The organism is Micromonospora sp. NPDC085948, assembly GCF_040686315.1.
GTDB lineage: Bacteria > Actinomycetota > Actinomycetes > Mycobacteriales > Micromonosporaceae > Micromonospora.
Genome location: NZ_JBFBJW010000004.1, coordinates 13,036 through 38,143 on the forward strand (window position 1 = coordinate 13,036; position 25,108 = coordinate 38,143).

General features: G+C 71.0%; 21 protein-coding genes. 5 read left to right on the top strand and 16 right to left on the bottom strand.

Translation table 11 applies throughout. The features are described 5' to 3' along the window. Positions 1 to 2: 2 nt before the first annotated feature. Positions 3 to 665: a hypothetical protein gene (locus tag AB0O48_RS12490; protein ID WP_357242489.1), complete on the top strand. Its 663-nt coding sequence runs from the start codon at positions 3 to 5 to the stop codon at positions 663 to 665. A gap of 33 nt (positions 666 to 698) precedes the next feature. Here AB0O48_RS12490 and AB0O48_RS12495 read toward each other — a convergent pair whose 3' ends face one another. Together AB0O48_RS12495 and AB0O48_RS12500 are read right to left on the bottom strand one after the other, a co-directional pair. Beyond that, positions 699 to 1,412: a hypothetical protein gene (locus tag AB0O48_RS12495; RefSeq protein ID WP_365065210.1), complete on the bottom strand. Its 714-nt coding sequence runs from the start codon at positions 1,410 to 1,412 to the stop codon at positions 699 to 701. Next, positions 1,405 to 1,905, bottom strand: a complete 501-nt coding sequence (locus AB0O48_RS12500) for a sigma-70 family RNA polymerase sigma factor (protein WP_357242496.1) — start codon at positions 1,903 to 1,905, stop codon at positions 1,405 to 1,407. The genes AB0O48_RS12495 and AB0O48_RS12500 overlap by 8 nt, the downstream gene beginning before the upstream one ends. Before the next feature lie 181 nt (positions 1,906 to 2,086). Between AB0O48_RS12500 and AB0O48_RS12505 the strand changes: the two genes are divergently transcribed. Together AB0O48_RS12505 and AB0O48_RS12510 are read left to right on the top strand one after the other, a co-directional pair. Further along, positions 2,087 to 5,323 carry a S8 family serine peptidase gene (locus AB0O48_RS12505; RefSeq protein ID WP_365065213.1) on the top strand — a complete coding sequence of 1,079 codons (3,237 nt, stop codon included), beginning with the start codon at positions 2,087 to 2,089 and terminating at the stop codon, positions 5,321 to 5,323. 138 nt (positions 5,324 to 5,461) lie between these two features. Further along, entirely contained in the window at positions 5,462 to 6,097 is a 636-nt protein-coding gene (locus AB0O48_RS12510) for a class I SAM-dependent methyltransferase (protein ID WP_357242502.1), read from the top strand. Positions 6,098 to 6,267: 170 nt separating this feature from the next. Here the strand turns inward: AB0O48_RS12510 and AB0O48_RS12515 are convergent, their stop codons facing one another. Further along, positions 6,268 to 7,812, bottom strand: a complete 1,545-nt coding sequence (locus AB0O48_RS12515) for a non-reducing end alpha-L-arabinofuranosidase family hydrolase (RefSeq protein WP_357572960.1) — start codon at positions 7,810 to 7,812, stop codon at positions 6,268 to 6,270. A gap of 520 nt (positions 7,813 to 8,332) precedes the next feature. Then, positions 8,333 to 9,937: a serine/threonine-protein kinase gene (locus AB0O48_RS12520; RefSeq protein ID WP_357242508.1), complete on the bottom strand. Its 1,605-nt coding sequence runs from the start codon at positions 9,935 to 9,937 to the stop codon at positions 8,333 to 8,335. A gap of 501 nt (positions 9,938 to 10,438) precedes the next feature. On the opposite strand from AB0O48_RS12520, the gene AB0O48_RS12525 reads away from it, so the two are divergent. Further along, positions 10,439 to 11,593 carry a methyltransferase domain-containing protein gene (locus tag AB0O48_RS12525; RefSeq protein ID WP_365065219.1) on the top strand — a complete coding sequence of 385 codons (1,155 nt, stop codon included), beginning with the start codon at positions 10,439 to 10,441 and terminating at the stop codon, positions 11,591 to 11,593. 5 nt (positions 11,594 to 11,598) lie between these two features. Here AB0O48_RS12525 and AB0O48_RS12530 read toward each other — a convergent pair whose 3' ends face one another. Further along, positions 11,599 to 12,810, bottom strand: a complete 1,212-nt coding sequence (locus tag AB0O48_RS12530; RefSeq protein WP_365065222.1) for a histidine decarboxylase — start codon at positions 12,808 to 12,810, stop codon at positions 11,599 to 11,601. A gap of 617 nt (positions 12,811 to 13,427) precedes the next feature. On the opposite strand from AB0O48_RS12530, the gene AB0O48_RS12535 reads away from it, so the two are divergent. Then, complete coding sequence (locus tag AB0O48_RS12535; protein WP_357242518.1) at positions 13,428 to 14,051, top strand: hypothetical protein; 624 nt, start codon at positions 13,428 to 13,430, stop codon at positions 14,049 to 14,051. A gap of 65 nt (positions 14,052 to 14,116) precedes the next feature. On the opposite strand, the gene AB0O48_RS12540 is transcribed toward AB0O48_RS12535, so the two are convergent. The 11 genes from AB0O48_RS12540 to AB0O48_RS12590 form a co-directional block, all read right to left on the bottom strand. Next, entirely contained in the window at positions 14,117 to 15,622 is a 1,506-nt protein-coding gene (locus AB0O48_RS12540; RefSeq protein WP_357242521.1) for an APC family permease, read from the bottom strand. 198 nt (positions 15,623 to 15,820) lie between these two features. Beyond that, on the bottom strand, positions 15,821 to 17,347 hold the full coding sequence (locus tag AB0O48_RS12545) for an amino acid adenylation domain-containing protein (RefSeq protein ID WP_365065226.1): 1,527 nt from the start codon (positions 17,345 to 17,347) through the stop codon (positions 15,821 to 15,823). Then, positions 17,344 to 18,216, bottom strand: coding sequence for a hypothetical protein (locus AB0O48_RS12550; RefSeq protein ID WP_357572958.1), 873 nt, complete (start codon positions 18,214 to 18,216; stop codon positions 17,344 to 17,346). The genes AB0O48_RS12545 and AB0O48_RS12550 overlap by 4 nt, the downstream gene beginning before the upstream one ends. Beyond that, positions 18,213 to 18,383: a hypothetical protein gene (locus tag AB0O48_RS12555; protein WP_357572957.1), complete on the bottom strand. Its 171-nt coding sequence runs from the start codon at positions 18,381 to 18,383 to the stop codon at positions 18,213 to 18,215. The genes AB0O48_RS12550 and AB0O48_RS12555 overlap by 4 nt, the downstream gene beginning before the upstream one ends. Positions 18,384 to 18,394: 11 nt before the next feature. Continuing rightward, entirely contained in the window at positions 18,395 to 19,480 is a 1,086-nt protein-coding gene (locus tag AB0O48_RS12560; RefSeq protein WP_365065231.1) for an acyl-CoA dehydrogenase, read from the bottom strand. Continuing rightward, on the bottom strand, positions 19,467 to 20,645 hold the full coding sequence (locus AB0O48_RS12565; RefSeq protein ID WP_357242536.1) for an acyl-CoA dehydrogenase family protein: 1,179 nt from the start codon (positions 20,643 to 20,645) through the stop codon (positions 19,467 to 19,469). The genes AB0O48_RS12560 and AB0O48_RS12565 overlap by 14 nt, the downstream gene beginning before the upstream one ends. Continuing rightward, positions 20,642 to 20,884 (bottom strand): phosphopantetheine-binding protein, encoded by a 243-nt coding sequence (locus AB0O48_RS12570; protein ID WP_357242539.1) that lies wholly within the window; start codon positions 20,882 to 20,884, stop codon positions 20,642 to 20,644. The genes AB0O48_RS12565 and AB0O48_RS12570 overlap by 4 nt, the downstream gene beginning before the upstream one ends. Beyond that, a complete protein-coding gene (locus AB0O48_RS12575) occupies positions 20,881 to 22,155 on the bottom strand; it encodes an alanine racemase (RefSeq protein ID WP_365065236.1) in 1,275 nt (424 codons plus the stop codon). Before AB0O48_RS12575 ends, AB0O48_RS12570 begins: the two co-directional genes overlap by 4 nt. Continuing rightward, positions 22,148 to 23,623 carry an AMP-binding protein gene (locus AB0O48_RS12580; RefSeq protein ID WP_365065239.1) on the bottom strand — a complete coding sequence of 492 codons (1,476 nt, stop codon included), beginning with the start codon at positions 23,621 to 23,623 and terminating at the stop codon, positions 22,148 to 22,150. Before AB0O48_RS12580 ends, AB0O48_RS12575 begins: the two co-directional genes overlap by 8 nt. Then, positions 23,620 to 24,726: a hypothetical protein gene (locus AB0O48_RS12585; RefSeq protein WP_365065242.1), complete on the bottom strand. Its 1,107-nt coding sequence runs from the start codon at positions 24,724 to 24,726 to the stop codon at positions 23,620 to 23,622. The genes AB0O48_RS12580 and AB0O48_RS12585 overlap by 4 nt, the downstream gene beginning before the upstream one ends. Beyond that, the gene (locus AB0O48_RS12590; protein ID WP_357242551.1) at positions 24,723 to 24,995 is read right to left on the bottom strand and encodes an acyl carrier protein; all 273 of its coding nucleotides are present in this window, start codon (positions 24,993 to 24,995) and stop codon (positions 24,723 to 24,725) included. The genes AB0O48_RS12585 and AB0O48_RS12590 overlap by 4 nt, the downstream gene beginning before the upstream one ends. Positions 24,996 to 25,108: the final 113 nt, after the last annotated feature.

A 25,108-nucleotide genomic window follows, 5' to 3' on the forward strand; every position in this document is an offset into this window, starting at 1 on the left:
CCTTGCGCCCCCCGCTTCGGGCCGTCGCCATGCTGGCCGCGACCGCCGCACTGGTCGCCGCCTGCGACTCCGGCGACGACTGGTCCCAGCCGCACCCCGCACCCAGCGCCGTGGGGACTCTCGGCCCTGGATTCGTCGACCCCTCCACCACCCCCGCTCCGGAGGCGACGATCACGCCGCGACCCGGTTCGTGGGCCGGGGTCCACCCGCCGAAGGACTATCGGGTCGTCCTACTCACCGCCGGCACCGACGACCCGACCAAGGCTCTCGTGACGGCCGTGCGGGAGTGGGCCGACGACGAGCACGCGGATCTCCGGACCATCACCGTCGGCAACGCCCACGATGCCGTTCCCAGCATCGCCAAGGCCATGGAGATGAAACCGGATCTCATCGTCAGCGCCGGCGGTGACCTCATCGACCCCCTCGCCCTGGTCACCCCGAACCACCTGGACGAGAAGTTCCTCGTGGTGGGCGCCGAGCTCGCCGAGCCCACCCACAACGTCACGTCCGTCGACTGGGAAGGCGCGTCGTTCCGCGGGGAGGGGCTCGGCATGTCCTCGACGTACGACCCGAAGTCGTTCACCGGCGAGCGCTGCGCGGCAGCCATCCGGGCGGGTGTGGCGGCGGTCCTCAACGACCTGACCGGGATCGTGGTCTGGCTCTGACAGCGGTCCGCCCCGGGCCGTGACGGTGCGGGCTCAGCGCGGAACCGGCCCACGATCCTCGAACTCGTACGTGGTGGTGAGGCCCTCGGGCAGGTCGGGGACCAGGGCGTTGGTGCCGTCGACCACCTGGACGTAGCGCTTCCCCTGAAAGATCGAGTAGCTGCCGTCGGCGACCTGCTCGATCCGGAAGCGCTGCGTCGAGAGGGCCACCTCGCAGGTCCGCCCGCGTACGCTGCCCGGCGCGGCGTCGTGCACGACAGTCATGCAGACCTGGTCGGCGTCGGGCGGGGCGGCCAGGACGATCCGGAACCCGTCACCGTCGGGGCGCAGCACCCACAGTGCCCGGTCGTCGCTGCCCCGATCGGTGCGGGCCCGCACCTGGTCGCCACCCTCGTCGATCACCAACGCGGCCCCACGCATGCCGGGCAGCACGATCTGGACCTGACGTCGGCCACCCAGAATGTCCTGTCGACCGGCCGTCGCGGTCTCGGACGGAACGACCGGGGCCGACGACGGGACGGGACTCACCGGGCCGACACCCACCTCCGGCGTCTCGACCTGGTTCGGGGTCGTCCAGACGACGACGCCCACGGTGCCGGCCAGGAGGGCCAGACCGGCGGCGACGATCGTCGTCCGATGCCGCCGACGCCTGTCGCTGCGCTGCCGCAACGTCTGCGCGGGGGGAAGCGTGGCGACTCGCCGGACCTCGTCGACGATCGCGGTGAGGTCGTCGCGTGGATCAGCCATGGGACGTCTCCTCCTGGTGCGCATCGGTCAGCAACCCGGCCATCGCTCGTCGACCACGGGCGAGGTACGTCTTCACGGTCCCGACGGGGGCCTGCATCTCGGCTGCCACCTCGGCGACGCTGAGATCGTTCAGGTGGTGCAGCACCACGGCCCGGCGCTCGTTGACGCTCAACCGCTGCAACGCCTGCAACAGGGCGACGTGGTCCTCGTTCAGTCCGGGAACGCCCTGGTCGACGGCGGCCCGGCGATGCGCGCGTACCCGGTTGAACGTCTTGCGCCAACTGCTCACCGCGATCCGGGACGCGACGCGGCGGACCCACGCCTCCGGGCTGTCCGCCTCCCGTACCGTCCGCCAGCGCTGCCAGGCCCGCATGAACGCCTCGGCGACGGCGTCCTCCGCCTCAGCCCGGTTGCCGGTCAGCGCGTACACGTGACCCACGACCCGGCCCGCGCAGGCCGCGTAGAGGGCGTCGAACTCCTCGGCGTCACGCATCCGACCGGTGCCCTCCCCTGCCGCGTCCGCTGGTCACCGCCGCATGCAACCCTTCCGGGTGAATCGGACACCTCAGCGCGGGGCAGGATTGTGGTGACCGTCACAGCAGAGTGATCAACCTAACGTCCTGCCCAGGCGTCATCGTGCCGTCCCGGGAGACGCCCGTGGCGGAGAGGACGATGTGCGACGACGGCAACGACGCGCGCTGACAGCCGGCGTACTCGCGATGGCGCTGGTGGCGGCGGGCCTGACGGCCACCCCGGCGAGCGCGCGGGTGCGGCCGGAGGGCGCGGTCGACGGCAGACCCGGCACCTTCACGCTGATCACCGGCGACGAGGTGTCGCTGGACGCGAGCGGTCACCCGACGATCCAGCGCGGGCCGGGGCGGCCCGGCATGCGGTTCGTGACCAGCCGCGAGGGCGGCCACCAGTTCGTCATCCCGGTGGACGCGATGCCGCTGCTGCGGGACGGACGCCTCGACCGTCGGCTGTTCGACCTCACCGTGCTCGGCGGGTTCGGCTACGACGACCGCTCCGCCGAGTTGCCGCTGCTTGTCGCGTACCCGGAGAACGCGTCAGCGCAGGCGCGGGCCGCGACCGTCGGGGGTGCCGCGCGGGTCCGGGCCGACCTGCCCGCCACCCACGCGTTGGCCGTGCGCGCGCAACCGGCCGACCGGGTCACGCTCTGGGGGTCGCTCACCCGTGGGACGGCCGCCGGGCGCACCCTCGCCGCGGGGGTCACCCACATCTGGTTGGACGGCAAGCGCACGGTCTCCCTCGATCGCAGCGTGCCGCAGATCGGTGCCCCGACGGCCTGGCAGGCCGGGTTCGACGGCACCGGTGTCACCGTGGGCGTGCTGGACACCGGGATCGACGCCGGTCACCCCGACTTCGCGGGACACCTCACCGAGGTCCGCGACTTCACCGGAGGCAACGACCCGAGCGACGCGGTCGGTCACGGCACCCACGTGGCGTCGACGATCGTGGGCAGCGGCGCTGCCTCCGACGGCAGGTACCGCGGGGTGGCGCCGGGGGCGAAGCTGCTCGTCGGCAAGGTCTGCGCCACCACCGAATGCCAGGACTCGGACATCATCACCGGCATGCAGTGGCTCGCGCCGCAGGCGCGGGTGGTCAACCTGAGCGTGGGCGGCGACGACGCCCCCGGCCTCGACCCGCTGGAGACCGCGGTCCAGGAGCTGAGCCACCGCTACGGCACCCTCTTCGTGGTCGCGGCCGGCAACGAGGGCAAACCGAAGTCGGTCTCCTCGCCGGCCTCCGCCGACGACGCCCTCGCCGTCGCCGCTGTCGACGCCGACGACCAGCGGGCGTACTTCTCCAGCCGGGGTCCGCGCGTCGGCGACAACCACATCAAGCCCGAGATCAGCGCACCGGGCGTCGACATCGTGGCCGCCGCGCCCGGCGGCCAGTACGCCACCATGTCCGGCACGTCGATGGCCACTCCGCACGTGGCCGGCACCGCCGCGATCCTCGCCGGGCAGCACCCGGACTGGGCCGGCCCGCAGCTCAAGGCCGCCCTGATGGACTCGGCCAAGCCGACCGGCGAGGACACCATCTACGAGCAGGGCGCCGGCCGGGTCGACATCGCCCGGGCGGTCGCCCAACCGGTCGCCGCCGAGGTCGCCGCCATCGACTTCCCCGTCCAGCGCTGGCCGCACGCCGACGACACCCCGGTCACCCAGGTCGTCGGCTACCGCAACACGGGCACCGCGCCGGTCACCCTGACGCTGGGCATCGCCCCGGCCCCGGCCCCGGCCGGCATGCTCACCGTCAGCCCGACCACGTTTGTGGTGCCGGCCGGTGGCCGCGCCGAGGCGACGATCACCGTGGACACGCGGGTGGACGCCCCGGACGGCGTCTACCAGGGTGCGCTGACCGCGACCGGAGCCGGCGACCTGCGGGTACGCACGCCGTTCGCGCTCAACCGCGAGATCGAGAGCTACGACGTACGGCTCACCCACACCGAACGCGACGGTCGACCGGCCACCGACTACACGACAGTGGCGGCGAACCTGGCCACCGGAGAGTTCAGCACCCTCGACGGGGCGCCGGGCGGCGGCACCCTGCGGCTGCCCAAGGGCCGGTACGCACTCTGGAGCACCATCCACGAGGGCGACGCGTCGACCCTGCTCGTGCAGCCCGTGCTGGACGTACGCGGCCCGGTCACCGAGGCCGTCGACGCCCGCACCGCCAAGCCGGTAGCGCTGACGGTGCCCCAGCCGGACGCCGCGCCCGTCGCGATCAACGTCAGTGCGAACTGGGACGACGGCTTCCGCTATCCCGGAGTGCAGCTCAGCGGGGTGTCGTTCGGGGACGTCTTCTTCGGCCGGATCGGACCCGCCGTCGCGGCACCCGAGTTCACCGCGACGCTGGGTGTCGGGCTCGCCCGTCCGGGCAGTGCCGGGACCTTCCGGAACAGCCCCTACACGTACGACCTCGCGTACGTCCGCCCGGGCGACATGTTCACGGGCCTCACCAGGAAACTCTCACCGGGAAACCTGGCCACCGTCCGGACGACCTACCGGAGCCAGTCCACGGCGACGACGGCCGTCCGGTTGCACCGTGCGGCGGCGCCCGGCGGCTCGGGTCCGATCGGTTCGAGAACGCCACTCGACCTGCCGTTCCGCGGCACCGAGTACTACAACACCGACGGCGGCATCACCTGGACGTCCACGTTCGTCGAGGGTGACAACGCCACCACGCAGACGTCGACCTTCACGGCGGGCAGGTCGTACACCCAGACCTGGAACGCGGCGCCCTTCGGCCCCACCGTGGCGCAGGCGCCGACGCTGACACCCCTGGGGTACGCGGGCCGCGACGGCGACACCATCTCGATCGCGTCGTTGCCCCTGTTCGGGGATGCCACGGGTCGCCCCGCCACCCGCGACGACCGGCCGGTGCAGGTCCGGCTGCTGCGGAACGGCAAGGAGATCGGCACCTCGGACAGCCCGTGGGCCGAGTTCGCGGTGCCCGCCGGCAAGGCGACGTACCGGCTCGAGGCGACGGCCACCCGCGGCGCGCCGGACACCCTGTCGACGTCGGTCTCGGTGGCCTGGACCTTCACCTCGGCGCACACCACGTCGCCGCAACGGTTGCCGCTGACGACGGTCCGGCCGACGCTCGTGCTCGACGACACCAACACGGCCCGGACGGGCCGGATCGCGGCCGTCCCGGTGGCGCTGGACCGGCAGGCGGGCTCGACGGCGGCCGCCAACCGGACCCTCGGGGTGTCCGCGTCGTTCGACGACGGCAGGACGTGGGTGGCGTTGCCGGTGCTCCGGAACGTGGCCCTTATCAGCCACCCCCGGCGAGCCGGGTTCGTCTCGCTGCGGCTGACGGCCACCGACACCGCCGGCAACACGGTCACGGAGACGATCCAGCGGGCCTACCAGATCGCCTGACACACCGTCCGGCCCGGGGTGGCGGCGCTTGAGCTGCCGCCCCGGGCCGGGCCTCGGTGCGCCACGGCGGTAACGGCACCGCCGTCGGTGATCGAGGACACGGTGCACTGGCTCGTCCGGCAGGGTGAAATCAGATGTGTGAGCAGAGCAGGCACCTCGGGCGACGCCGTGAAGTGCACTCTGCCCATCCGCCATTCGGCTTCCACCAGCGGAAACGGCATTCCCCTGCCGGACGAGCCGGGGCGGACGACGACGCACCACCGGCAGCGCTGGGCAGTGGAGACGATGACTGTCGCCCCCGACGACACGGTGCTGGAGATCGGATGCGGTCGGGGAGCCGCCGTCTCTCTGGTCGCCAGCCGCCTCACGACCGGTCGGATCGTCGCCATCGATCGGGCTGCGACGATGGTGCGACTTGCCACCAACCGGAACGTTGCCCATGTCAACGCCGGCCGAGCTGACATTCGCTGTGTCGGGTTCGAGTCGGCCGACCTTGACCCACTCCGTTTCGACAAGATCTTCGCAGTGAACGTCAGCATGTTCTGGCTGGGCGACGCGACACCGCAGATCGAGCGAGTGCGGAGCCTGCTGAAGCCCGATGGGCGGCTCTACGTCTTCGGCGAGCGACCCACGGCCGCACACGCCACAGCGAACCTCACCTCGACCACGTTGCTGCTGGAGGCCCACGGCTTCGCGACAACCACGGCGAGCGCCACTCGCGGTAAGGGGCAGGTGCTCACCTGCGTGAGCGGCGCACGCCGTCCCACCGAGTAGCGCGGGTGACGCAGCATCGACCGCGAACGTCGTTCGTCCCAGCGCGGGGAGCAGCGGCACCCAGATCGAGCCAGACCCGCGCCTGCCCGTCGCCATCTCGCGGAAGGACCCGTGGCGGAGTTGTCCGCCACGGGTCCTTCGTCAGCAACGAGTCAGACCTACGTCACGACTCAGCGCTGGAGGGTCAGCAGACCCGGCCGGTACGGCAGGAGGCCGTAGGGGACACCGTCGGAGCTGGGGGAACGACCCTGGTAGAGCAACTGCAGGTTGCAGGCGTCGACTGTCATCGTCTGGTCGGCGTTGGTGCGCAGCAGCTCACCGTGGCTGATGTCGTTGGTCCAGGTGGCACCACTGTTGACCTTGGCGGCGAACGGGTTGCTCTGCGTCGCGGCCTGCGGCGTCCACGTACCGTTGAGGCTGGTCGCCGTGAACGAGCGGAAGTAGCGGCCGGTCGAGCCGATCGCCTCGACGATCATGAGGTACTTGTTCAGACCCTGCAGCTTGTAGACCTGCGGGGCCTCGAACAGGTTGTTCTGCGTGTCGCTCATGATGGTCGTGTAGCTGCTGCCGAAGTTACCGGGGAAGTTCCCGATCGGCATGCTGGTCCGGTAGATCTTGCCGTTGTCGCCGGCGAAGAACAGGTACATGGTCGTGTCGTCGGCGATGACCGTCTGGTCGATCGGCCCGGTACCGGAACCGGTGATGCTCCCGGTGAACATCGGCTGCGCCGCGGACCAGCCGTTCGGGTTGGTCGGGTTGGTCGAGGTCCGGTAGTGGAACGCCGCCCCGGCCCCCCACTGGTAGGTGAGCACCCAGATGTTCTTCGGCGCGAAGTAGAACAACGACGGGGCGACGGTCCCCGAGTTCATCCCGGTCTGGGTGGCCGAGGCCATCTGCGACCAGTTCGAGAAGAGGCTGAAGTTCATCGAACCCCAGCTGTCGCCGAAGTCGTGCGTGGTGGCGTAGACCAACTGCTGGCCGTTGAAGGGGGCCACGGTGAAGTCCTTGAGCGACACCCAACCCGACTTCGGAGTCGCCAACACGCCACTCGACGACCAGCGGTACGTCGAGGGAAGGTCACACACGCCACCCGGCGGCGGTGACGACGGCGGCGGCGTGGTGGGGTTGCTCCCACCGTCGACGCGGACGAACTGCCACTGCTGGTTCGTGCCGTTCCAGTCGTCGTACTGCACGATGTTGCCACCGTCGGCGGTCGAGGCGCCCTGCACCTCCATCACCTTGTTGCTGTTGCGGTTGATCAACCGGACGTAGCCGCTGTCCGAGTCGGCCAACCGGAACTGCTGGTTGGTGCCGTTGTTGTCAGACCACTGCACGATCGGCCCGCCGTTGGCGGTCGAGCGGCCGGAGACGTCCAGCACCTTGCCGGACAGCCGCGACTTCACCCGGTAGTAGCCACCGCCGGAGTCGACGAACTGCCACTGCTGCTGGTTGCCGTTGTTGCGCGTCCACTGGGTGATCCGGGCACCGTCGTTCGTGGCCAGGTTGTACACGTCCAGGGCCTTGTTGCTGTTGCGGTTGATCAACACGTACCACGCGCTCGTGTCGACAGTCGCCGCGGCGGCGGGCGACGACACCACCGCGACGGCAGCACCGCCGACCAGCACCGCCGCCGCGCCAGCGGCGATAATGCGGGGCAACCACCAACGCCGCCGTGACGGCGGTGCGATCGATGGAGACCTATCGAGGGCAGACATGATCCTCCTTCAGTGACCAAAGCCGAACGGCCTGCCCGAGGGTGGGCGCACCGCGACGTGTGTCCGGGCGATGCGTCGGGGAAGTTAGCGCTAACAACACGCCTACATGCCCTGACGCACGACCGATTCGGGGGTCGACGAAGCAGGCTTCCCCGGTAAGCCATAGATGTCGTCGTCCTTAGCCATCGACTGTGAGCGATAACATGCCGTTCGTCAAGACGTAACGTGCTGGGAACATCAGGCGGTGACGTGTCGTGCCGCAGGGCGGGATCGCCTCCCACCGGGCCTGTGCAGGCATCCGCCCCCAACTCGTCGGCACGGGCCGCAGCCGGAGCCCTTGAGGAGCCGATGCGTTGGCGCTAACATCGACGGTTGCCCATTATTCGGGCAACGTCAACCCGGACCGCCGCAGCCGGCCGGACCGCCGCCACAGCGCACCACACCCAGGTTCAGGAGACGTGGGTCAGGCAACGATGGCCCCTGGGTGGGGGCTCGGCGACGCAGTCGGGGTGCGCCCGCCTCAGACCGCGCCTCGGTCGACCAGGCTGAAGGTGGTGTCGACCGGGGCATCACCCATGAACTCGACGTAGATCTCGCTCCTGGTCTCGTCCCACTGCACCACGCCGTGCTCCTCGTTGACGATGACGTAGGAGGTGCGCCCCTTGTCGTCCTTGCCCTCAGGAGTTATCGAGAACAGAGTTGCCTTGGTCGGCCGGCACTCGGCCCCTACCAACAACTTGTCGTCGTCCCCATCTCTCTTGACCCCGAGGCACGGTCGGTGGGCGATCTCCGGGTTCAACGACTTGATCATGTATTCGACGCCGTCCGGTTCGAGCACGAAGAGCGCGTCCTTGCCGGTCCCGCTACCGACCACGACCTCGCCGTCCGACGGCAGTGACAGATCACGGTCGATCTCCACCACGTGCACCAGGATTCGCCGCTGTCCGGTCAGGATGGCCTGGGTAGGGTCCGCGGCGGCCGACGGCGAACCGGTCGGCTTGGCCGCTGGCGTGGACGCGGCGGCCGATGCCCCGCTCGCCGCCTGACTCCCCGCCGCCGTCGAACCGGCCGGGGCCGGTCCGGCCTGGTCGTCCAGCAGTCGCGGGCCGAACAGGAAGGCGGGCACCAGCACCGCGATCACCGCGACGACCGACCCCAGAGCGATGAGCCAACGACGCCGGCCCGAGCCCGCACGCCCGCCGGACGGCTCCGAACGCCGCCCCTGGTCGGCAGCACCGTGCGCCTGTGCCGCACGCACTGTCGGCATCTCAGCCAGGCGTTGGGCTGTCTCGGCAGCACCCCGCTGATTCGCGGCGGTCAACAGTTCGTCGAGCAACTCCCGGGCGGTGGGCCGGGCAGCGGGATCCTTCTCCAGCGCCCGGGCGACCAACTCCCGCAGCGCACCGCCGAGGCCGGTCAGGTCCGGCGGTTGGGTGAGGATCCGCATCGCGACGGCGGTCGGGGAGTCACCCCCGAACGGGTTACGGCCGGTCGCGGCATGAGCGACCAGGGCGCCCCAGGCGAAGATGTCCGCGGCCGGACCCACCGTGTGGCCGGACGACGCGTCGAAGCGCTCCGGGGCCATGTACGAGACGGTCCCGACCATCTGGTTGGTCCGGGTGTGCTGGCTCGTCGCCTCGAAAGCTCGGGCGATGCCGAAGTCGATTACCTTGATCCCACCCGGTGCGACCAGGACATTGGCCGGCTTCAGGTCTCGGTGGATCACCCCGGCGCCATGGATGGCGGTGAGCGCGGTTGCCACCCCGACCGCGATGCTGTGCAGTTGCGCGGCCCCCAGCGGCCCTCGATCCCTGATCACCTGGGCCAGACTGGGGCCCTCGACGTACTCCACCACCAGGTACGGCGGGTTGTGGTCCGGGTCGGCGTCCAGGACCTCGGCGGTGCAGAACGGTGGAACCTGGCGGGCGCGGTTCACCTCACTTCGGAACCGACCACGGAACTCCTCGTCATGCGAGAACTCCGGCCGGACGACCTTGACCGCCACCTGCCGACCCTGCGGAGACCGGGCCAGGAAGACAGTGCCCATGCCCCCGTCGCCGAGCCGGTCGAGCACGTCGTACCCACCGAGGCGGGCCGGGTCCCCGGGACGCATCCCGTTGCTCACGCCGGATGCCCGCAGACCGCGATCACCGCGCGAACCGTTCCGCCTGTCACCCGTTCCCCTTAGGTCACTCGACTGCCGCCCGCAGCCTATCGTCCGCCCACCAAACCCTGTCGATGCCGTCCACGCCTCGGGGTTCCCCCGTCGGCGCCCCGGGCGCGGACGCCGCAGCGGGTGCGGGCGTGGTCAGGCGACAGGTCCGGAGCGTTCCGATGAGCTGTGGTGCAGCCCGCGAGGAAGGTGCTGCGGTCGGGGCCTCACGGCACTCCTCGGCCTCGGTGTTGCTCCAGCGGGGACGCCCTCGCAGGAGCTATATGATGAGAGCCCTACCAGCACCGATGTCAGCGAGCGGGTCTGCGTTGCCGGCTCTCGACTGATGTGACCAGGAAGGGTGACCGCGTCGGTGACACCCACCATGACTCACCGCGAGGACCCCGCGGAAGTCGCGCCGACCGTCGTCGGCCGAAGCGGTGCACCTTCCCGCGCAGACCACGAATCCGGCTCGTGACCTTCCGCTACATCGCTCGGACGGTTCGCGGGCTGGAGTGGATCTCGGCCGCGGAGATCGAGCGGGACATCGCCGGCGCCACCATGATCACCATGGCGGCCAGGGAGGTGAGCTTCGAGACCGAGCGGCCCGAGCCGGCCGTCGCACGCCTCAAGACCGTCGACGACCTCTTCGTCCAGGTGGGTGAGGTCGGCGGTGTCGGACACACCAAGGCGGATCTTTCGCCACTCGCGACCCAACTGGCGCGGCTGGAGTGGAGGTCCTCGATCCCGGCCGTGTCCGCGCTCCGTGAACTTCCCGAAGCGCTCAGGTTCGATGTCGTCGCGAGCCTCGAAGGGCGACGGACCTACAACCGGTTCGACGTGGAGAACGGCACCGGACGTCTGCTCCAGGACCGGCTCGGAGGCACCCACCTGCCGCGCACGGAGAGCGTGCGCCCCAAGGATCCCGACCTGACCGTCCGGCTGTTCCTCCGCGGGCCGACGGCTGTCGCCGCGCTCCGGCTCGGGCAACGCCCCCTGCACCGGCGAGGCTACAAGGAGGAGGCGGGACCTGGGACTCTGCACCCTCCAGTGGCCGCGATGCTGGCGATGCTGGCGGACCTCGCTGCTGGCCAGACGATGATCGACCCGTTCTGCGGAGACGGCACGATCGCCATCGAGGCCGCCCTGCTCGGAACGGGCGCCGACGTGTCCGCCAGCGACATCGATGCCACTCGGGTCGGTAACGCACGCCGGAACGCGGAACGCGCAGGGGTGCGGGTCCGGTTCGCGGTCGCCGACGCGGGGAAAGCTGCCTGGACACCGGGATCCCTCGACGCGATGGTGACGAATCCGCCCTGGAACGTTGCGGTTTCCGGCAGCGGTGAGCTGCGCCGGTCTCTCGACCCCTTCTGGGCGCGGCTGTCTGACGCCTTCACCACGCAGGGACGGATCTGCGCTCTGGGCGACGCCGAACTCCAGATTCCGGCCAGGATCGCAAGCCTCGGCCATGTCGTCACCATGAGCACACAGATCCGTCTCGCCGGGAGGATCTCCGAGGTTGTCCTGGCTCACCCTGCCGCTGCGGAGCCGTTCCACCTGCCCGCCAACCTGGCGCGGTGGCGTGCGCGTGCCCGGCGTGCCGGCATCGTCACCGAAGCCGGCTGGTAGAGCGATCAGGGCCGCTCGGCGCTGAGGGGAAGTTGCGCGACCGGCACGAGCCGCCGGACACCCCGGCTGGGGCTGGGCTGGTCGGTGCCCTTGACGGTGGCGATGTCGGCGACGAGGGCCTCGATCTGTTGGCGGGTGACACCTGGCATGCAGATCAGGTGGCTGATGCCACCGTCGGCATTGGAGAGCCCGTGGCGACGGGCGATTGTCAGCGGTGGGGTGGTGAAGTACACGGTGAAGGCGTGGACGTTGCGCCAGGCGGGCCAGCCGATGCTGGCCAGGAGCGAGTGGGCGTAGCGGGCTGTCTCACGGGCCTGTTCGGCGCGCTCACGGTGCCCGTCCTCGCCGAAGAGCCGCATCACGTACCACATCTGCACGGCGAGTTGGCCGGTGCGGGATCCGCCGATGGTGGTGTCGGTCGTGGCGGTGTAGGCGATTCGCCGGGCCGCGCGTTGTAGTGAGCGGCGGGTCAGGACCAGTCCACCGGTGATCGTGGTGCCGTAGAACTTGTGGCACGAGATCGCGACCGAGTCGATCACGCCGTCGAGGTCGAGGGCCACCGGCCGCTCCGGCAGCAGGACCAGCGGGACGCCGGCGAGCGCGCCATCGACGTGCAGGTGGTTCTTGCGGATGGCCAGGTCGGAGAGGATGGTGCGAATCCGGACCGGGTCGTCGACCGCCTCCGTGACCGTCGTGCCAGCGTTGGCCACGACGATCGCCGGGCGATCCCGGCGTCGGGCGAGCTCGCCGCGCAGATCGTCATAGTCGATCTCGCCGGTGTTGTCGGTGCGGATGACCACCTCGGGCAGGCCGAACATGCCTGCCGTCTTGTTGATCCAGTAATGAGTGGCCTGGCTGTAGTAGAGGACGGGATCCGCGCCCGCGAACCTGTCTCGCGCCAGCAGGATCGCCGCCTGGTTGGCCTCGGTGCCGTCGCCGGTCAGGTAGCCCCACCGGTCACCGGTTGGAGCGCGGAACAGGTCGGCATGCCAGTTGAGGACCTCCCGCTCGTACGCCTTCGTGTGGGCGGTGTCCGGTGCGGTCTCCGGGTCGCCGACGTTGTTGATCAACATCTGGAAGAGCGGAAGCGTTGGCCCGTAGTCGATGTCCCGTGCGGCCGGAAAGCCGATCGAGCGATCCTTCGCCAAGCTGGCGAGAAGGTTCTCGATCTGGGCGGCGAGGGACAGATTGTCGGGGACGCTGGTGGGAGCGCTCATCGCGGACCCGCCGTCGCGGCACTCACGGCATCACGGACCAGCAGACCGCATCGCTGATGGCAGGGGGTGGTCACGAGCACTCCGTTGTTAGGCACCCAAAAACACAAAGTGGACCATGATTACGCCCGGCGGGCAACCAGTCCTTTGTCGAGCGATCGAACGGACTGGTGGTGTGCGGTTGATCGCGGTGCGTGTGCAATGAGAGGCTATGGCGACGGTTTTCCGGGGAGGACTACATCGTGGTGTATGACAGGCGAGCGACCCAGCCAGGCCCTCCTGAGTGGACTGCGGAGAGCTGGAGGGCGTCCGCCAGTGGCGGTTGGACGACGGAGGCGCCCTGGGACCAGCAACCGGACAACCAGACGTCGCCCTACCAGCAGGCGCCGGTGCCGGACAGCCGGCATGCCTGGGTGGCGCCGACGAGTGCGGTGCCGTCCCCGGCAGCTGAGCGGTACCCGCCGGCATCGTGGCATTCGACGTCTCCCGCGCAGCCGCCACCACCCGATCCGCCGCCGGCCGCGCGAGAGTCGCCCCCCGCCGCGCCCCCGGTCAGCGATCCCGAGACACGACGGATCTGGGCCTCGCTGCGGTCTTCCGCGCTGAGCCGAGTCGGGTTGATGAACACCATGCACGGCCGCCACGCCTGGGCCCAGCGCCGGCGTAGCCCGTTGTGCCCGTACGGCTTCGCGTTTCTCTACGCGGTGCCGTTCCCCGGCTCCACACCGGACCGACCGGTCTTTGAGGTCGGAGCGGCGACGCGTCTGGACAAGGCTGGCGAGGACGTGTCAAACCTGCCCAGGTTGCTGTACGACCTGACCGAGACAGCACAGCACTACCTCGATCACGGCGGGTTGGACCCGCGTCAGCCACCGCAGATGTGTAACCGGGTCGACGAGCGGGTCAACGCCGACTCGACGTTCATCGGCATCGCGGTGAGTTCGCTCGATGGTCCGCTGGGCACCTGGGAGCAGACGATGCGGCAGGTGGAGGGCGAGGATCGGATCCCGGGACGGTTCTACATCCAGCTGATGGACCCCGAGGAGACGCGGATACTCGTCGATCGGCCCACCGACCCGTGGAGGAAGCCGTTGATCCAGTCGACGACGCCGACGTACGAGGCGTGGCGGCCGTTGCAGAGCCACCCGGGCGACGCGCCCATCTGGACTGGCATAGCCCAGTTGGCGACCCTGGTCCACCACGGCGCTCAACGGATCGGGAAGGGCAGAGGCGGGGCAGCGTAGCCAGCTCGACAGAGCGAAGGCGGGGCCGCACACGCGGCCCCGCCTTCGGTGTCCTTCGAGGACGTTCAGAGCGTGAGGTGGCCCAGATCCTCGTCAACCTGACGCGTCGGGTTCGTCTCCCGCACACCGACGGAGGCGAGCAGCTCCGGCCGGCGAAGCCGCAGGCTGACCGCCCACAGCACGCCGACGAGGACGAAGGCGCCCACCGTCCCGGGCACCAGCCACGCCCGGTGTGACCCGGGTGGCGTACCCAGCGCGGCACTGATGTTGATCAGCGTGACCAGCAGGATCACCGCGATCGAGATACCGCCGAGCGTCGGTGCGATCATCCGCGCCCACAGCGACTCGTTGCGCCCACCGCCCCCGGCGAAGAAGCGGACGGTGGCGAGTGAGCTCACCGCCATCAACAGCATCAGACTCACCGCAGCGATGTTGGACAGCCAGGTGAACATGGTCAGCGCCTCGGCGCCGCTCATCACGAACAACAGGAGGACGATCAGAGCGGTGATCGACTGGGCGACCGATCCGCCCTGCGGCGCACCGGAGCCGCCCTCACGGATCGTCGCCAGCCGCGCCGGCAGCAGACGGTCCTTGCCCAGCGTGAACACGTACCTCGCCACGCTGTTGTGGAAACTGATCATCGCCGCGAGGACGCTGCTGATCAGCAAGAGGTTGCCCAGCGCCACGAGCAGCACGCCGGCCGTACCAGCGCGGGAGGTGGAGAAGACCTCGAACGGCAGCGGCACCGACGGGTCGCGGGCCAGATCAGCGACCTGGTCCGCCCCCACCGTGGCCACCATCGCCCACGCGCACAGGGCGTAGAGCAGGCCCAGGCCGAGGATCCCGCAGAAGATGCTCCGCGACACCGCCCGCGGTGAGCGGGCCTCGGCACCGTACGCGGCAGGGGTTTCGGTGCCGAAGAACGCGGCGATACCCAGCGGCAGGACCGCGAGGCCGGCCACCACCCCGCCGCCGAACAGTTGCGTCGGGTTCAGCGCCTCGAACGTCAGGTGACCACCTGCCGGGTGCGCCAGCCCCATCAGCACGAAGACGAGCAGCAGTGCGACCTCGACGACCAGGATGGTTCCGAACATGGCGGTGCTGATGCCGGTGCGTTGCAGACCGAATGTCGCGACGATCGCCCAGGCGAGGAGAGCCCACGCCCACCACGGGCCGCCGATCAGTCCACTTGCCACCGAACCGAGCAGGCCGTACAGCGAGATCTGGATGGTGTTGTAGGCCAGCAGCACGACTGGCGCACCGGCGACGCCGACGGGCCGGGACAGCCCGGCAGCGAGGGCGGTGTAGAAGATCCCGCTGGGTGGCACGTACCTGGCGATGGCGATGTACCCCGGCGCCCAGAGAAGCATCACGACGGTCAGGAGCAGGAAACTGCTGGCCACGCCGGTGTTTCCGGTGGCCGCATAGGTGGCCACGATGCCGCCGACGAGCACGGCCATCGGGGACGATGCGGTCGCGCCGAATGTGACAAGCGAACTCATCCGCAGTGTCTTGCGAGCCAGCCCTCGCTCGGCGGACACCGTCAGGGGGGTCACAGGGGACGTGACCATCACTCAACCTCCCCAGGTCTAAGGCAAATCGGTCAGGCGACGGGACTCGATGACCTTACAGGTGATTTCGCCGTCACAGCGAGCAGCGAAGCATAGATGTGATCACTCATCGGAGGCGGGCGTTGCGCCGTGTGTGTCCACGATGCGGCCCTCGGTCGCAGCGCGTCGCTGACCACCGCGCGGGGCTTTGCCGGCTACCTACCGGTCACCTGATCGCAGGACCTCGCCGAGCAGAATCCGGTCGGTCTTGCCGTTGGCCGTGAGCGGCAGGGCCTCGAACCGCGTGACCCGGCGGGGCACCATGAACGGGGCAAGCGTGGACCGCAGCAGGGCCAGCAGCTTCTCCTCGTCGGCCACCGGCCCCTCGTAGGCGAGGTGCAGATCCACACCACCCGCTGGCACGGGGAGGGCCAGGGCGACCGCCTCGGCGACCTCCGGGTGCCGCCGGGCGACCGCCTCGATCTCGCCGAGTTCGACGCGGTATCCGGACACCTTCACCTGGTGGTCCAGCCGGCCGAGGTGGATCAGCCGGCCGTTCTCGTGGCGGACCCGGTCCCCGGTCCGGTACCAGTCCGATCCGGACGGTGTGCCGTGGCGGAGCCGGTAACGGCCGGCGGCGCCGGTGACGAACCGGTCGCTGTCGTCCGCCGGATCGAGATAGCCCGGGAACCGCTGCGGACCCCGGACGCACAGCTCTCCCTCGGCCGTGGGGCGCAGGTCTTCGTCGAGCAGCAGCCAGTCGACCGCCGGGTAGGGCTCCCCGATGGGCACGGTGCCGTTCGTGGTGACAGGCCAGTCGGCGGGCGATGCCGGCAGGCGGTAGCCGGTGCACGTGACGGTGAGTTCGGTGGGTCCGTACATGTTCTCGATGACGCTGTTCGGCGCGGCCGTCTGCCAGGCGGCCGCGGCGTCGACGGACAGCGGCTCGCCGCAGAACATGCTCCATCGCAACGTCGGCATCCGGTCCGGGCCGAGCTGCCGTAGCCGCCGCGCGATGGCGACCGCCGACGGCACCGAACTCCAGTGGGTGATCTCGCGTTGCCGGACGAACCGGACCGCCGCCATCAGGTCCGCCGGCTGCGGCACCACCACTGTCGCTCCGGCGCCCCAGGTGGCGAAGAGGTCGAAGATCGACGGGTCGAAGGTGAGATCGAACATCTGCGACACCCGGGCGTCGCTGGTCAGCTCCGCGCGTCCGGTCACGGCCCGCAGGAAGGCGAGCACGTTGGCCTGGGTGACCGGCACGCCTTTCGGCGTCCCGGTCGACCCGGAGGTGAACATGATGTACGCCGGACGGGCCGCGTCCCCGTGGTCTGCGGGCCTGCCGTCGCCCGGTGGGAGCGCGGCGAGGGCGCGATCGTCGACCGGTAGCACCGGCACCGGCACCGCACCGCCGCTGCCGCCGGCGTCGGCGAGGACCAGGTCCAGCTCGGCCGCCGTGGCGATGGCCGCGGTCCGCGCGGGCGGATACGCCGGACTGAGCGGTACGACAGTGGCGCCCAACCGGTACGCGGCGAGATACCCGGCGTACGCACCGGCGCTGCGTGCCGCGAGCAGCCCCAGCCGGCGCGGGGGCTGTCCGAGCCGGTGGACCACCGCAGCGGCGACCCGGCCCGCGAGATCGTCGAGATCCCCGTACCGGAGCTGATTGGCTCCGAGATCCAGCGCGATCCGGTCCCGATGCCGGGCGGCGGACTCGGCGAACCAGTCGTACAGGGTGTTCACGCGGTTGCCCCCTCGGTGCTGATCCGGTCGAACGCGGCCCGGACCACACCCGGCCGGGGCCGCCCACGGCCGGCCGACTCCACGGCGAACCGCAGAGCCCGCGGCAGGTCCTCCCAGGCGGACACGGCGGCCGCGGCCACCGCCGGGTCGGTCAGCCCGGCGGCCGACCGGACCCGGTGGCGGAACACCTGGTGCCGGCTCGCCGCCCACAGGTCGTCGGCCAGTGCGGCGAGCCTCGCCGGGCCCTCGACCGCGGCGGCGAGGTGCGTCACGGCGGCCGAGCCGGTGAGCCATCCCGGCTCCACGGGAGGACGCACCGCGGCGGTACGGGCCAGCCAGCGGTACTGCGACGGCGGTGGCACCTCGACGGGCTCGCCGAGGGCGTGCCGATCGCGGTTGGCGACCTCACCGGACGCTGTGGTGACCGGCGTGAGCAGCACCCGCAGCTCGTCGTCGGTGACCGGCCCGTGGTACGGACGATGCTCACCATGCGGCGTCGTCGCGGCGAAGTGGTCCTCCACCTGCCAGCGGCCCCCGGGGCGGCCGCCGGTCAGCAGCACCCAGTGCGGGGTCGCGCGGCGCTGGTACTCGGGAGACCAGGGCAGCTGTTCGGTGTTCGCGACCGCCAGGACCGCGCCACGGGTCTCCAGCTCGGCGGCGATCCCGGCCGTGGCCTCGGCCCATCGGCCCGTCCCGAGATATCCCAGGCTGCCGCCGTCGATACGGCCGTGATGCGACAGGGCCGTCGTCGCGGGGAGGACCGCGAGACGTACCGCGTCGGCCAGCTCGGACCGCAGGTGCGGCCGCCCGGGTGCCAGGTAGGCGGCCAGGTTGCTGGTGTAGCAGCTCAGCTCCGCCCAGTTCGTCATCGTTCCCCCGTCCCGTGGGCCACGGCCAGGCGGCCGACCGCCACCGCGGCCGCCGTCGTACCCCGGTCGTGCGAGATGCTGACGCCGGTCGTGGACCACCCGGCCAGGGTGGGCAGGTCCGGTCCGGAAGGGTACGACCCGCCCGCCGTCCACACGTCCGTGTCCACCTAGACCACCGTCACCAGGCGAGACCGTGCAGGAGGTCGTCGACGCGGTCGGCGAGCAGCTCACGGGCCACCTCGCCGACACCACCACCGATGCCGAACACCGCCGCCTCCGTGCGCAGCCGCTGGACGCCGCCGTCGAGGAACCCGGCCGCGCCGTGCAGGCGAGCGCATTCACCGAGCACGTGGTCGACGGTGTCGGCGGTGGCGATCTTGACCCGGGCCGCGGCTGCGGAATCGTGGCGCTCGGCAACCCACGGGCCGGCGGTCACGCACACCGCGCGGAGTTCGTGGACCCGGGCCAGGCATCCGGCCACGTTCCGCCGTACGCCCGGGTCCTGCCAGAGCGAGGTGCCACCGTCGTCGGGCCGGCGCAGGCGTTCCACGGTGTCGGCCAGCACACGCCGGCACAGGGCGACCGCCCACAGACCACCGGCCAGTCGCTCGGTGGCGATATGCCGGGCGAACAGGGCCATCCCTCGGCCACGGCCGCCGATGACGGCGGTGGCGGGGAGCTGCACGCCGGTGAACGCCACGTCGCCGAGCCCGGCCCCGTCGAACAACTCGGTACGGGTCGGGGTCACTGTCACACCGGGAGTGTCGGCCGGCACCAGCACGAAGCTGAAGCTGGTGAAGTGCCGGCCCTCCTCGTGCCGGGCCAGCACGAGGAACGCGTCGGCGGTACGCGCGTTGGTGATCCACCGTTTCGCGCCGGTCAGGGTGAGCCGGTCGCCGTCGACCCGGTAGCCACTGCCCAGCGAGCTGAGCTGCGAACCTCGGCCGCTGTCGGTGGCGGCAAGCGCCAGCACCGCCCGCCCGGCGGTCACCTCGGCCGTCAGCGGATGGTCCGGCAGGGCCGTACGCAGCAGCGGCAGTGCCGCCGCGACCTGCACGCAGACACCCAGCGTGACCCCGATCGGTTGGGACGCGTCCACCGCGGCCAGCAGCCGGCCGAGCCGTTCCGAATTGACGCGTCCGCCCGGCTCGTACAGTGCCGCGATCAGGCCGGACGCCCCCAGAGCCGACCACACCGGGCGGTCACCGGTGAGCGCCCGGGCCACCGCGTCCCCGGCCCCTGACGTCCGCTCACCCACCGACATGGGTGACTTTCCGATCGAGCAGCACGTGCCGTCCATCGGCAAGGTCGAGGCGGTCGTTGTGGTAGTTGAGCGCCGCCGACCGCAGATCCCGCAGGACCCGTTCGAGGTAGGTGTCCGAGTCCTTGAAGTAGCCGTGCCGCAACCCGACCGCGTCGACGAGTTCCTCGACGGCCTGCCGGCACGACTCCGCCGCGGTCACCTTCAGGCCGTTGAGCAGCATCTGCACCGGCGCGGCCGACAGGTCACCGCCGTCCTCGACGATGTGCTGGGTATGCCGCAGCAGCGCGTGGACGGCGTCGATCCGATGGCGGGCCCGTGCCAGCCGGGTCAGGAGCAGCTCGGACCGGTGGTCGAATCGTTCCCGGCCGTCGGGGCTGCGCAGCAGGGTCGCCACCCGGGACAGCGCCCCGGCGGCGGCACCCAGCCAGCAGGCGGCCCAGCCGAGGTGGGCCAGCGGCGAGAAGAGGGCCAGCGAGATCTCCCGGAACCCGTGCTCCGCGCCGATCAACTGGTGGCGGGGGACGGTGCCGGTGAGCCGTAGCGCCACACTGTGGCTGGCCCGCATGCCCATCGGTTGCCACTGGCCCGACTCGGTGATCCGCAGTTGCTCGCGCTCGGCGTAGACGAGGCAGACCTGTCCGGGTGCGTCCGTGCCGGGGCTGCCCATGGTGATGAGGAAGCCGTCGGCGTGGGCACCGCCGGTGACGATCGGCGCGAATCGCTCGATCAGCAGCCCCTCCCCGGTGTCCCGCAGCGGCGCGGTCGCGGACAACAGGTGGCCACCGGTGCCCGCGGCGGTGGTGACCGACGCCAGATAGCGTTCGCCCGCGGCGATGCGCGGCAGAAGGGTGGCCCGCAGCTCATCGCCGCCATACCTGACGACGGTGGCGACCTGCTGGCAGTGCATCGCGAAGATCAGCGCCACCGACAGATCGGCGCGGGCCAGCGACTCGGCACAGTCGATCAGTTCTGCCGGGCCGCCGCCCAGCCCGCCGTACGCGGCCGGCACCATCAACGCCAGCAGCCCGGACGCGCGCAGTTCGGCAAGCGCCTCGGTGGGGAAGACCGCCTCGTCGTCGGTACGCCGCGCGTGCTCCCGGGCCACCGCCGTGACCCGTTCCACCCGGCCGGCCAGGTCGACGGCCGTGGCCGCCACCGCCGTCATGGGGCGTCACCGCGAGCGGTACGCACGGCCGCCCAGAGGCTCCCGGCAGTGGCGAACGTGCTCTCGGTCAACGCCTCGTCGGGAAGGCTGACACCGAAGTCGTCCTCGATGGCGAAGAGCAGCTCGATCGACTGCATCGAGTCCAGGCCCAGATCGTGAAGTACGGCGTCGTCGGTGATCTGGTCGGGGGTGGCGTACTTGAGGAAACGCGACAGCAGCGCGACGAACTCCGGATTCACAGCGGCTCTCCCAGGGAGATCGGGGTACGGACCAGGCGCATCCGGGACACGTGCCAGGTGGCCGGGTCCGGGGCGGTGGAGTCGAGAACCACCTCGGCCGGCAGCGGGTGGCCCAGGAAGGCGAGCAGGCTCGCGTCCAGGCCGTAGGCGCCGACGTTGGGTACGGCCAGCAGGTCGCCGGGTTCGAGCCGGGGCAGTTCGACGGCCCGCGCCCAGACGTCCAGCGGGGTGCACAGCGGGCCGCACACCGTGGTCGGCACGATGTCCGCCGCAGGCGCCGCCGTGTCGACCGGGACCAGGTACGGCACCAGCGGTGGGAGGCGGCGCAGCCCCGACAGGCCGCCGAGGTGGTTGATGCCGGACTCGAGGACGACCAGGTTGCTGCCGTGCGACGGTTTCGCGTCGAGGACCCGGGTGAGCAGCGTGCCGGCGGTACCGACGAGGTAGCGGCCCGATTCGAAGGCGATCCGGGGCCGGCCGTCCCGCCAGTCCGGTGCCTCCGCGTCCAGCAGGGCGGTGAGCGGTTCACGTAGCCCGGACAGGTCGAGGCGACCGCCGGCCCGGGCGAACGGCGCACCGAATCCGCCGCCGAGATCGAGCACGTCCAGACGTACGCCCTGGGCGCGCAGCACCTCGCGCAGGTCGGCGGCGGTTCGCAGGCTGCTGGTGAACTGGGCGAGCAGATCGTCCACGGTGGTCAGGTTGGTGCCCATGTAGAGGTGTAGTCCGGTCACGGTCACGTGCGGCAGGTGCCCGAACCGTTCCGGGGCGGTCGCCACCCAGCGGGCATCGGCACCGAACGGCGACGACACCCCGGTCATGGTCAGGCCGGGCCGGGACGCGGGCGCGTCGGCGTTGATCCGCAGCAGGCACCACACCGGCACACCGGCCGCTTCCGCGCACCGGTTCAGCTGGTCCAGGGCGTGCGGCGAGTCCACCGAGAAGTGCCGCACTCCGGCGGCAAGCGCGGTGCGCAGATCGAGGTCGCGTTTGCCGGGTCCGGCGTACAGGATGGTGTCGGGGTCCCAGCCGGCCGCCAGGGCGGCGGTGAGTTCGCCCGGGGAGCAGACCTCGGCGCGGCTGCCGGCGTGGTGCAGCGCCCGCAGCAGTTCCGGGTGACGGTTGGCCTTCACCGAGTAGTACGTGTCAGTCCGCTCGGGCAGGGCGGTGCGCAGGGCGGCGAGGTTGTCCCGCGCGGCTGCCAGGTCGTACACGTAAGCCGGGGTGCCGGCCGTGGCCGCGACGTGCCGGGCCAGAGCGGGATCAAGCATGGCCGGCCACCAGGGTGGTCAGCGCCCTGCGGTCGATCTTGCCGTTGCTGGTCAGCGGCAGACCGTCGACGACCACGCACCGTTGCGGGATCTTGAACACCTCGAGATGGGCGCGCAGCCGGTCCAGCACCGTCTCCGGGGCCAGCTCCGTGACGGCGACCAGCACCGACCGCACGCCGTCGCGGGGTGGCAGGACCGCGACGGACGTGACCCGCGGTATCCGGCGAGCCGCGGCCTCCACCTCGGTGGCGCTCACCCGGTATCCGCGTTCCTTGTAGATGTCGTCGGTACGACCGTCGACGTAGACCCATCCCCCGGCGTCCACCCGACCCTGGTCGCCGGTGCGCAGCTGGGTGGTGAGGCCCTCCTCCACCCGGAACCGGTCGGCGGTCAGCTCCGGGCGCCGCCAGTAGCCGGACATCACATGCGGACCGCGGACCACCAGCTCACCGACGGCACCGTCGGGCAGACGACGTCCCTGGCCGTCGATGGCGAACACCTCCGTCCCGGCCAGCGGTCGACCGCTCGACCCGGGCCGCTCCCGATCACCGTCGGGGGGCATGATGGCGACCCGCTTGCACTCGGTCAGGCCGTACATCACCTGGGTCCGCAGATGCGGCATCCGGGACCGCAGCGTCTGCAGCAGGTCCGCGGGCATCGCCGCGCCGGTGGTGGTGAGCAGCCGCAACGTGGGCGGCTCACCACCACGGCCCAGTAGCCGGGCCAGCATCTCGGCCGCCGACGGGACTGCCGCGAACACGGTCGCGCCGGTCGCGGTGAGCGCCGCCGACAGACCGGGGCCGGTCGCCGTCAGACCGGCCAGGTGTATCCGGGCGCCGCTGAGCGCACCGAGGAAGAGCTGGTACAGCCCGTAGTCGAAGGAGACGGGTGACGGGCAGAACACCACGTCGCCGCGGCGATAGCCGACGGCCTCCTGGATGGCCGCGACGGCGAACAGCATCTGCTGGTGGGTGGTGACCACCGCGTTGGGCCGAGCCGTGGAACCGGAGGTGTAGACCAGACACACCGGGTCCACGGTCAGCGGCTCACCACCCGGCGGCAAGCCGTCCAGCGGTGCCCCCGCGGCCAGTCCGCTCAGGTCGCCCGCCGCGGACCCGGACTCGACCGCCGAGGCTCTGACCTCCGCGTCGTCGCTGAGGACCAGGGCCGGTTCGCAATCCTCGAGCACATGCCGCAGCGGATCACCGCGGAGTTGTTCGTGCAGGACGACGAAGACGACACCGACGCGGGCCGCGGCGTACAGGACGGCGGGCAGGACCACCGACGGCGGTGACACGATCACCAGCCGGTCACCGCGGCGCAGACCGGCCTGGAGCAGCCCGGCCGCGATCCGGCGACCCGATGTCACCACCTCGGCGAAGGTGGCCCGGTCCGCGCCTACGGTGACGGCCACGTCGTCGGGGGCACGCCGGGCCGCCGTGTCGAAGAGTTCGTGCAGCAGGGTCATGAGGCGCCGGTCCCGGCGCGGGCGACGATCCGGCACAGGCCGTCGAGGTCCTGCAGGTTCTCCGGTACGAGGTCGTCGGCGGACAGTTCCACACCGACCACCCGTTCCACCAGCTCGACGATCTCGACGATCCGCAACGAGCCGTAGTCGGGAGAGGCGTCGAACCGGGTGCCACCCAGCACCGCGGGCACGGGCAGGCCGAGGACGGACGCGGCAGCCTTGGCGACGTGCTGCCGCCACGGCTGCCCGCCGGCCGTCGGTACGGCGAAGAGCACCTGGTCCCGGTGCAGCAGGTCACCGAGTCGCCGCAGCGGGGCCTCCGGCGCGGGCCGGCCGCGCTGCACCATCCGCCACGCGACGTAGGTCTGCTGAACCAGCCCCTGCCAGGCCCCGAGATGTTCCTGGAGCTCCATGTCGCGGTAGGCGGCGTGCAGCAGCCGGGACCGGGCGAGCAGCCAGGTCTGCAGGGTCAGGCGGGCGAACGCGGCAGCCGGGTCCGGGGCGTCGGCGTACGCGGCCAGGTATTCGGTCGGGTCGTCGAACTCGACTGCCGGCCGCGGTTCCGGCAGCGCCGCCGCGCCGAAGCTGATCACGTCGGCGGTGTCGCCGAGTGCCGCGGTCAGTTCCTTCTCGCTCAGGTCCCAGTGTCCCGGCACCGCCGGCCCCCAACGGGTGTCGTTGCGGTAGGCGTCCCAGACACGTATGCCGTCGTCGTGGGCGTGCACGAGGAAGCTGTGTCGCAGGTGCTCCTGCCCGGCGTAGGGAAGCCACGGCAGGTGGTAGGCGTCGGCGACGACGTAGAGGGGCTCGCGCCGGGCGATCAACTCGGGCACCCGGTCCGCCGGGCAGGCGTCCCAGCGCTCGTCCACTCCGAGTCCGAGGAGCCCGGCCGAGTGCTCCACCTGGTCGGCCACGACGGGTTCGACGGTCCACCAACCGTCGTCGAGTCGGGGTCGGAAGGCGAGCCGGGCGCCGAGCCGCAGATGGGTGCCGAGACCGTGTCGCACGTCGGCCAACAGTGCGAGGTTGACCTGTACGCAGTCGAAAAGGTCGGCGGGCAGCGCATCGAGAGCCGCGCCGAGATCGGCGGCGGGGCCGCTCATCGGGCGGTCCGTTGCACGAGGTCGACCAGGTCGCCGACGGTGCGCGGCAGGGAGGCGGAGAACAGGTCGTCGGGCAGCGTGACACCGAACTCTTCTTCGATCTTGAGCAGTACGGCGAGCAGGCCCAGCGAGGTGACGTCCAGCAGCGGCCCGGCGAGCGGCTCTGCCTCGGTGATCCGACCGGTGCTGATCGTCAGCTGGGACTGTGCGATGACGAGCCGTTTCACAGTGTCCGCAACGGTGTCGCGGTCGGCGGTTCCGGTGGGCACTCTGTCGCTCCTTCCCGAGTGGACGGTGGTGCCGGATCGGCCCGGCGGGCACGCCCGTACCTCACCCCGGCGTCGTGCTGTGCCGAGGCGAGGCGGGGACGTGTGGAGGCGAG